Genomic DNA, 8,572 nt, shown 5'->3' on the forward strand with positions numbered 1-8,572 from the left:
CCAAGCGACCGCGAGGCCTCTGGCCGAGTCGGTCGCCGCGCCCGCAGAGTCGCGGGCGCCCGGCCGGACGGGTAATTTGCGTCATGCAATGCCCAAGCGCGTGCTCGTCGTCGACGATCATCCAGCGGTCGCACTGGCGCTGAAGGTCTTCCTGCGTTCTGACGGGCGCTACGAGGTCGCGCAGAGCGCGAAGACCGCCGCGGAAGGCCTGGCAATGCTGGGCGACCAGGACGCGGTGCTGCTCGACCTCAACCTGCCGGACATGAGCGGGTACGAGCTGGTGCGCGCCTTCCGGGACGCCGGCCCGGACGCGAAGCTGATCCTGCACTCCGCCGCCGACGACACGCCCGAGGTGGACGCCGTGCGTCCGCTCGTGGACGCCGTGGCCGCCAAGAGCGGCTTCCTCGAGGTGTTGGCCGCTCTGGAGCGGTTAACCGGTGCATGACACCTATGCTGCGTCGAGCGGTGACGGACGGTCAGACTCCCGGGGACGAGCGCGGATGGCTGGCCGCTGCCTTCGCGAGCCTGCCTGACGCGGTCGTCGCGTCCGACTCCGAGAACCGGCTCCAGCTCGTCAACCAGGCGGCCGAGACGCTGCTCGGCGTCGAGGAACGCGCGGTCCTGGGGCGCAACTGCGTCGACACGATGATCGAGCCGGGCGCGCGCGGCGCCGCCCGTGCGTCCGTCGCCAAGGTCCTCGCGGGCGAGCTCGCCGGCGCCACGATCCCCACGCGGATGCTGCGCGGCGACGGGACGTCCTTCTCGGCCGAGGTCGTCATCTCGCCCCTGCGCGGGCCGGACGGCGACGTGCAGGGCCACGTGGGGGTGGTCCGGGATGTGACCCGGCGGCTGGAGGCCGAGGGGGACATCGCGACGCTGCGCGCGATCGTCGACGCGGCCGAGGAGGCGATCGTCGGCGTCGATCGCAAGGGCGCGATCCTCTTCTTCAGCCCGTCGGCCGAACGGCTTTACGGCTGGCGCGCGGACGAGGTCATCGGCCAGCCGGTCACGATCCTCGTCTCCGACCCGGAGCGCCATCTGATCCCAGAGGTCCGTGAGACGCTGCTCGCGGGCGAGACAGTCCGCCGCGAAGGACTCGCGCGGCGCAAGGACGGCACCCACATCGAGGCCGAGCTCAACGCCAGCCCGATCATGGGCCCGGACGGCAAGATGCAGGGCACGGCGCTGATCGTGCTCGACATCTCCGCGCGCCGGCGTGCCCAGCGCGTGCTCGAGCGCTTCTTCCAGCACGCGCCCAACGTGATCGCCGTCAAGGACGCAGACGGCCGCTACGTCCTCTTCAGCTCGCGCGGCCGCGAGATCGTCCGCCGCCCGGACGAGGAGTTCGTCGGCAAGACGGACCGCGAGATCTGGGGCGACGCGTTCGCCGACAAGCTGGAGGAGCAGGACCAACGCGTGCTCCGCCAGAACCTGCCGCTCACGTTCGAGAACACGTGGGCCGCGCGCGACGGGGGACAGCTGAGCTTCGTCACGACCAAGTTCCCCCTGCCGGGCCCTGACGGGACACCGGAGGCGATCGGCGTCATCGCCGCCGACGTGACCGAGATCCGGCGTGCGGAGAACGACCGCATGCAGCTCGCGGCGCTCGTCCAGGCTGCGCCGGACGCGATCGTCGCCCGCGACCGCGAGGGCCGGGTCGCGACCTGGAACCCGGGCGCCGAGCAGATGTTCGGCTACACGGCGAGCGAGGCGATCGGCCGCAGCTACGTCGACCTCGTCGTGCCCGCCGACGAGCGCGAGCGGGTCGCGGACATCGTCTCCAAGGTCGAGACCGGGCAGACCCGCACCGGCCGTTCCTACCGGGTGCGCCGCGACGGGACCCGCTTCCCCGCGCAGATCTCGCTCGCGCCGCTGACGCTTCTGGACGGCAGCTGGCACGGCACGCTGGCGATGATCCGCGACATCACCGACCTGGTCCAGGCCGAGGAGGAGTTGCACGAGCGCGCCGAGGCGCTCGAGCGCTCCAACGCGGACCTCGAGCGCTTCGCCTACGCCGCCAGCCACGACCTGCAGGAGCCGCTGAACTCGATCCGGCTCAGCGCCGGCGCGGTGATCGAGGCCGCCAAGGAGCGCCTGGACGCCGAGGAGCGCGAGCTGATGGCGCACATCGACGCCGCCGCCAGCCGGCTCAGCGGTCAGGTGCGCGGGCTGATGGAGGTCGCGCAGGTCGCGCTCGGGCGCGAGACGCCGGGTGAGCAGGTCGCGCTCGCGGTCGCGATCAAGGACGCGATCGACGCGCTCCGCGCCGCCGCGGTCGAGTGCGGCGCCGAGATCGAGGTCCAGGAGCCGATCCCGGACGTCGAGGTGCCGCGCACGGAGCTCTCCGCGGTGCTGCAGAACGTCATCTCCAACGCGATCAAGTACCGCCGCGACGGCGTCACGCCGCGGATCGTGATCTGCGCCGAGAAGGGCGAGGCGATCATCGAGGTGCGCGTCGCCGACAACGGCCTCGGGCTCTCCGACGAGGAGCTCAACCGGATCTTCGGGCTGTTCGAGCGCGGCGCCACCGACGTGCCGGGCACGGGCATGGGGCTGGCGACCGCGAGGCGCATGCTCGAGCGCCTCGGCGGCACGATCCTCGCCCGCTCCCCCGGCCGCGGCCAGGGGTCGGAGTTCACCGTCCTCGTCCCCCTGTGACGGCGAGGTCCGCGGCGGCTTGGGCAGCGGCCTCGAAGCCGGCGCCCTTCTCCAGGTAGCGGTCCGCGCCGGCGGCGAGCGCCTCGTGCTCGGCCTCCAGGTCCGAGAAGACGAGGATCGCGCAGCCCGGCAGGTCCTGGCGCAGCAGGCCCGCGACCTCGAAGCCGTCCATGTGCGGCATCGACAGGTCGAGCACGACGACGTCCGGCGTGAGTTGGCGCGCCAGCACCACGGCTTCGGACCCGTCGGCGGCCTCGCCGACGATCTCGAGGCCGGGATGCTGGCCGATCGCGCGCCGCAGCAGACGGCGCACGAGCTCGTGATCGTCGGCCAGCAGCACGCGGGCGGTGGAGAGCTCGGTGGACATGCTTGCGGCGAGTATCTCTTGCTCAGGCGGTCGCGTGCTAGATGATCGGCCGATGCGGGAGCTCGCAACGTCCGCGATGGAGCTGCGGTTCGACCTCGCCGGCCGCGCCGCGGTGCGGGTCGCCGGCGGTCCGGTGGCGCCGCGCCACGTGGAGCCGGTGCCGCCGCGGGCGCCGTGGGTGGCGCAGGCGCGCTGCGGCACGGCGACCGGCTGGCTGCTCGCGCACGAGACCCCGCCGGACCCCGAGGCCGTGCAGGAACGCCTGCAGCACGCGGTCGAGCGCGAGACCGCCCTGCGCCTGCAGGCCGCCGCACGGGCCGTGGGGCCGCTCGCGGCGGACCTGCTGGAGCGGCTCACGCACCGCCTGCGGACCGATGTCACGACCTTGCAGGCCGTCGCCGACGGGGCGATCAAGGGCCTGTTCGAGCCCGAGGACCTCGCAGTGCTTCCGGGGGAGCTCGAGCGCAGCGCCCGCGAGTCGCTGCGACGGCTGAGCGGGGTGCGCGAGGTGATGGGCGTGCTCACGCCGGGGGCGCGGCTCGACGCCGAGCCGGTCCAGGAGACCCTGCGGGCCGAGCTCGAGGGTGCCGGCCGCGGCGCGACGATCGTCGGGCCGCCCGGCGAGGCTCCTCTGACGCTCATTCCCGGCCCGGGCTGGGCGGCCTGCGCCCGGATGCTCGCCCGCGACCCGAGGCTCGAAATGTTCGTACTCGGACCTGACCCGGGTGGTTGGCTGCTGACAACGGGCGTTGACGGGATTGAAGTCGGCTGGACCGAACGGACCGCTGGAGAGCTCGTGCATGTGGGCCAAATCGTTGCTGCGGCAGGCGGTTCGGCGGTCGTGACCGAGCCGTTCGGGATCCGTTTGACCCTGCCCGCTGCACCGCCATCTGGATGATCGGAACCGCTGAGCGGTCAGGTCGGCTCGACTAGCATTTCCGGGGGAGGCCTCCGTTTGATGTCCGCGCTCGCCGTACCTGTCGTCTTGGTCGATGACCACCACATGGTGGTCCTGGGCCTCCGCACGCTGTTCCACAACCGCCCCGAGATCGACGTGGTGGCCTTCGCCCACGACGCCGAGGAGGCGCTGGCCCGCGTGCGCGACCGCCACCCGCGGGTGGTCGTGCTCGACGTCGCGCTCGACGGGTCGACGATCGACGGCTTCGAGCTCTGCCGCCGGCTGCGGACCGAGCACGAGGGCGTCGAGGTCGTGTTCTACACCGGCGTCGACGAGCTCGGGCTCGCCGAGCGCGCGTTCGCCGCGGGTGCCCAGGGCGTCGTCTCCAAGGGCGACTCGGCCGCCGACCTGCTCAAGGCGGTGCTGCTCGCGTCACGCGGCCGCACCTACGCATCGCCCGCGTTCGCGGCGCGAGCCGACCATCGCGACTTCGAGGACCTCTCCCCCAAGCAGCTGGCGGCGCTGCGCCTGCTGGCCCAGGGGCTGGAGCGCAAGCAGATCGCCGAGCAGATGGGCGTCGGCGAGGAGACCGTGAAGTCGCATCTCTCCGAGGTCCGCCGCAAGCTCGGCGCGCGGACGAGCGCTCAGGCCGTCGCGATCGGCCTGATCAACTCGCTCTTCGAGTACGACTCAGAGCCGGCGGCCGCGTCCTAGGCGATCCTCGCGAGCGGGCTTCGCCCGCTGCTTCGGTCGCTTGGAGAATCGCTTCGCGGATGCTCCTAGCCGAACGCGGGCTGCAGCATCGTCGCCGCGCGGTGGCGGCGGTAGCTGTCGGCGACGACCTCGCGTACCGCGGCGTCGTAACGCTCGCCCGCCTCGGTCCAGGCGTGCACGGAGTCCGAGACCTCGTCGATCGCCTCGACGAAGATGTCGTTCGCCAGCGGCCCGTGGACCTCGAAGCCCTTGCCGGAGAGCGCGAACTCGCGGGTGTCCTCGCCTCGGGCCAGAGCACCGAGCATGTCCTCGAGCTCGGCGTCGAGCGAGATGTCGGCGGGTGAGGCGTCGACCGCACGCAGCAGCGCGGCGCAGAAGAACAGGAAGCGCAGGTTCTCGCGGGGCATTCGCGAACCTCCAACCGGGACCGAGGGACGGGGCAAGGAGAGGTATAAGCGCCCCGCGAACGCCGTGCGAACGCGCCCTCCCCCGCGCGGGGGTGGGCCGGGACGGGTTCCCCCATATGGGGAGGTGCGGCTTTGAGACCGGCAGCACGGGCTTGGCAGACTCCGCTCACGGCGGCTGCGTGGTCCCCGGCCGTCTGGTTCATCCGTCTTTCTGCCTCGGGTTGGTTCATGTCTGTTGCCGTACGCCCGGTGGCCGGTCTCACGCTGGTCGCCGCTCTGCTCGCCTGCTCGCTCTTCACCGCGGCCCCGGCGAGAGCCGAGTCCTGCCCGGGAGCCGACGCGACAGGAGGAGGCGCGAGAGCCCGGACGGCCGCGGTTCTGTGTCTCACCGCCCAGGCGCGTCGCCGCGCCCACCGCACGGCGCTGCGGGGTGCCGACGCCTTGCGGCGCTCGGCGGCGCTGAAGGTCGACTCGATCGAGCAGTGCGGGACGTTCACGCACACGCCGTGCGGCCACAAGATGACGTCCCAGATGAGCCGCACCGGCTACGCGCGGGGGTGCTTCTCGGTGGGTGAGAACCTGGCGTGGGCGGACGTCGGGACGACGCCGCGCCAGGTGGTCCAGGCGTGGCTGGACTCACCCGGTCATCGGGCCAACCTGCTCGACGCGCGCTTCCGCGACACCGGCGTGGCGAGCAAGGTGGTCACGCTCGCCGACGCCGGCCGCGTCGAGCTCTGGGTCCAGCACTTCGGGACCCGCTGCTGACTACGACTTCACGGTCTCGATCGTGTCGATCGGCTCCAGTTGGTCGATCTCGGAACGGCGGTCCTCCCAGTGCGGCGGGATGCACATGTGGGTGCCGAGCTCGTCCACGGACTCGTCGATCGTGAAGCCCGCCTCGGTCGAGTAGGCGAGCTCGAACAGCGCCCCGCCGGGGGTGCGCAGGTAGACGCTGAAGAAGTAGCCGCGGTCCTTGACGTCGGAGACGTCGGTGTAGCCGAGGCCGACGATGTAGTCCTTGACGGCGAGCTGATTGTCCGATGAGCCCACATCGAAGGCGTGGTGGTGGATGGTGCCCTCGCCGAAGCGCCACGTGCCCTGCGGGAGGTCCGGCTCCTCGACGAGCTCGAGCGTCCGGCCGTGGCCCGAGCCGGTCAGCCGGTACTGGTGGTGCGCGCCGTCGGAGGCGAGGTGCTCGGCGTTGAACGCGTTGCGCAGGAAGTCGTCCATCGGCTCGGGCTCGCGGACCGAGGTCGTCGTGCCCCAGGCGCCGCGGATCGCGTGCTCGGCGGGGACGTCGCCGCCGGCGTAGGGCTCGCGGGTGTCGTCGCGGGTCTCGAAGACCAGCTGGTACGGGATGCCGCAGGGGTGGGCGAACTCGAGCCGCTGGGTGCCGAAGCGCTCGACCTCGTTCGTGGCGATCCCGGCGGCCGACAGGCGGTCGCGCCAGTAGCCGATCGACTCCTGCGGGGCGGCGACGTTGATCGACTTCGCCTGGTTGGTCCCGCGCTTGCCCATCCAGCCCGCTTGGCGGTAGGGGAAGCTCGTGAGGATCGTGCTCGCGTCGCCCACCCGGTTGGCGTAGTACAGGTGGTAGATCGGGATCTCGCCGTCGAAGAGCACCGTCTTCTTGACGCTCTTCAGGCCGAGGGTGCGGACGTGGAAGTCGTAGTCCTCCTGTGCGCCGCCGACGCAGAAGGTCAGGTGGTGGGTGCCTTCGATCGTTCCCGGGTTCGGCATGCGACTGCTCCTCCTCGATCGCAATTTGAGTCGAAATCTAATTATCGCGCCCGAGGAGGAGCCGTCGTGTCAGCTCATTAGAGCTTGATCGTGCGCTTCAGCGGGCCCGCGGCGAACGTGATACGGGTGCCTTTGGCCAGGCGCTTGCCGACCAGCTTGCGCACGCTCGTCGGGCTCTTCGGGCAGCCGTGCCGCTTCGGGCACTTGACCGTGATCACGAGCTTCGTGTCGGCCGGGATGTTGTCGACCACGAGGCGGGTGAGGAAGCCCTTGCGGTAGGTGTAGGACACGCGCAGCGGCCGGGCGGGCATCGTCGCCGGGACGGCGGTGATCGGCGCGATCGCGGTGGGCGCCGCGGTCATGGCGGCGGGCGCGGCGGTGTCCGGCGTCGCGCTCGGGGCCGGCGTGGGCGTCGGGATCGGGGTCGGCGTCGGGATCGGGGTCGGCGCCGGGGCCGGCCTGGTGTTGAGCGTGAACGTGCGCGAGACCGGCGTCGGGTCCACCCACGCGCCCACCTTGCCGCGGACCCGGACGTTGTGGCTGCCGTCGCCGAGCGCCGGGATCGTCAGGCTGGGCGTGGCCCCGCGGCCGCAGGTCGCGAACTGGCCGCGATCCCACGAGCACTCGAACTCGGTCGCGACACCCGACGTGGCGGAGAGCGACACGGACGCGACCGTGGCGCCCTCGGCCGGGCCGGACAGGAGCTTGGTGTCGACGACCGTGAACTTGACGGAGCTCAGCGGGCTCTTGTTGCCGCTGGGGTCGATCGCGCCCACGGTCACCTTGTGGTCACCCTCGGGCAGGCTCAGCCCCATGCCGGGGCGGCAGTTCTGCATCGTCCCGGCGTCGACGGCGCACTGCCACGTCAGGCCGCCCTCGCTCGCGTCCCAGTTGACCGCGTGGCTCGGGACGTCCATCCCCGTCCCCACGACGGCGAGGTTCGGCACGGCGACCGGCTTCGTCGTGTCCTCGAAGCGCGCCGTCACGTTCGACGTCGTCGTGCCGCTGAGCGCGGAGATCGTGCACTTCGCGCCGACGGATGACGGGCACCCCGTCCAGCCGGCGAACGACCAGCCGGTCGCGGCGGCGGCGGTGATGTTCATCGTCGCGGGCAGGTTGGAAGTGATCGTCCACGGGTTGTTCGTGCACTTCAGGGCCGTCGAGCCGCTGACCGGATCGGCCTGCGCGCACTTGATGACGACGCCCTCGGCGCCGGTCGGCGCCGACACGCCTCCGGCGCCCTGGACGGTCAGGTTCGCCTTGATCGTGGCGTCGGCCAGTGCGGCGTCGGCGGTGGCGGCGCCGAGCACGAGGGTGCCGGCGAGGATGGCGAGCATGCGCATGGCTAGCGGCTCCTGGGGAGGGTGATGGTCCGAGTGGTGGCGCCCGCGGTCACGGAGATGCGGGTGCCGGGGGAAAGGCGCTTGCCGACGAGGCGGGTGATCGTCGTCGGCGACTTCGGGCAGCCGCGCTTGCGCGGGCAGGTGACGGTGACCGTCGCCTTCGTGCCCTTCGGCAGGCCGACGGCCTTGAGGGAGGTCAGCCGGCCCTTGGCGTAGCGGAAGCGCAGCGTGAACGGGGGCGCCGGCGCGGTGACGCGCGCGGCTGGCGTGCTGACGGCGCCGCGGGGGCTGCCGGCGACGCCCGCGCCGTCGCCGCCCGCGCCCGCCGGGCCGCCGCTTCCGCCCGCGGTGCCGCCCGCGCCCGCCGGGCCGCCGCCCGCGCCCGCCGGGCCGCCGCCCGCGCCCGCCGGGCCGCCGCCCGCGCCCGCCGGGCCGCCGCCCGCGC

At 72.4% G+C, this 8,572-nt stretch carries 9 protein-coding genes and 1 pseudogene; 5 read left to right on the forward strand and 5 right to left on the reverse strand.

Features of this window, described 5'->3' with window-relative positions:
* Nucleotides 1–100 precede the first annotated feature (100 nt).
* Together G569_RS47660 and G569_RS0111965 are read left to right on the forward strand one after the other, a co-directional pair.
* Nucleotides 101–445 (forward strand): response regulator, encoded by a 345-nt coding sequence (locus G569_RS47660; protein ID WP_169542124.1) that lies wholly within the window; start codon nucleotides 101–103, stop codon nucleotides 443–445.
* 20 nt (nucleotides 446–465) lie between these two features.
* Nucleotides 466–2,658: a PAS domain-containing sensor histidine kinase gene (locus G569_RS0111965; protein WP_037495908.1), complete on the forward strand. Its 2,193-nt coding sequence runs from the start codon at nucleotides 466–468 to the stop codon at nucleotides 2,656–2,658.
* Here G569_RS0111965 and G569_RS62470 read toward each other — a convergent pair.
* Nucleotides 2,636–3,025: a response regulator transcription factor gene (locus G569_RS62470; RefSeq protein WP_037496188.1), complete on the reverse strand. Its 390-nt coding sequence runs from the start codon at nucleotides 3,023–3,025 to the stop codon at nucleotides 2,636–2,638. The genes G569_RS0111965 and G569_RS62470 overlap by 23 nt on opposite strands.
* Before the next feature lie 52 nt (nucleotides 3,026–3,077).
* On the opposite strand from G569_RS62470, the gene G569_RS62475 reads away from it, so the two are divergent.
* Nucleotides 3,078–3,923 carry a hypothetical protein gene (locus G569_RS62475; protein ID WP_028063588.1) on the forward strand — a complete coding sequence of 282 codons (846 nt, stop codon included), beginning with the start codon at nucleotides 3,078–3,080 and terminating at the stop codon, nucleotides 3,921–3,923.
* A gap of 60 nt (nucleotides 3,924–3,983) precedes the next feature.
* Nucleotides 3,984–4,637, forward strand: coding sequence for a response regulator transcription factor (locus G569_RS47670; RefSeq protein WP_053226225.1), 654 nt, complete (start codon nucleotides 3,984–3,986; stop codon nucleotides 4,635–4,637).
* A gap of 65 nt (nucleotides 4,638–4,702) precedes the next feature.
* Here G569_RS47670 and G569_RS0111985 read toward each other — a convergent pair whose 3' ends face one another.
* Complete coding sequence (locus G569_RS0111985; protein ID WP_028063589.1) at nucleotides 4,703–5,044, reverse strand: hypothetical protein; 342 nt, start codon at nucleotides 5,042–5,044, stop codon at nucleotides 4,703–4,705.
* 228 nt (nucleotides 5,045–5,272) lie between these two features.
* Between G569_RS0111985 and G569_RS0111990 the strand changes: the two genes are divergently transcribed.
* Nucleotides 5,273–5,809, forward strand: coding sequence for a CAP domain-containing protein (locus tag G569_RS0111990; RefSeq protein WP_084284749.1), 537 nt, complete (start codon nucleotides 5,273–5,275; stop codon nucleotides 5,807–5,809).
* Here G569_RS0111990 and G569_RS0111995 read toward each other — a convergent pair whose 3' ends face one another.
* The 3 genes and pseudogenes from G569_RS0111995 to G569_RS63775 form a co-directional block, all read right to left on the reverse strand.
* Nucleotides 5,810–6,784 carry a VOC family protein gene (locus G569_RS0111995; protein WP_028063591.1) on the reverse strand — a complete coding sequence of 325 codons (975 nt, stop codon included), beginning with the start codon at nucleotides 6,782–6,784 and terminating at the stop codon, nucleotides 5,810–5,812. It lies immediately after the preceding gene.
* Nucleotides 6,785–6,861: 77 nt separating this feature from the next.
* Nucleotides 6,862–8,127 carry a hypothetical protein gene (locus G569_RS64550; protein WP_028063592.1) on the reverse strand — a complete coding sequence of 422 codons (1,266 nt, stop codon included), beginning with the start codon at nucleotides 8,125–8,127 and terminating at the stop codon, nucleotides 6,862–6,864.
* A gap of 2 nt (nucleotides 8,128–8,129) precedes the next feature.
* Nucleotides 8,130–8,572: pseudogene (locus G569_RS63775) on the reverse strand (hypothetical protein); the annotation flags it as partial.

The sequence above is a fragment of the Solirubrobacter soli DSM 22325 genome, from assembly GCF_000423665.1.
GTDB lineage: Bacteria > Actinomycetota > Thermoleophilia > Solirubrobacterales > Solirubrobacteraceae > Solirubrobacter > Solirubrobacter soli.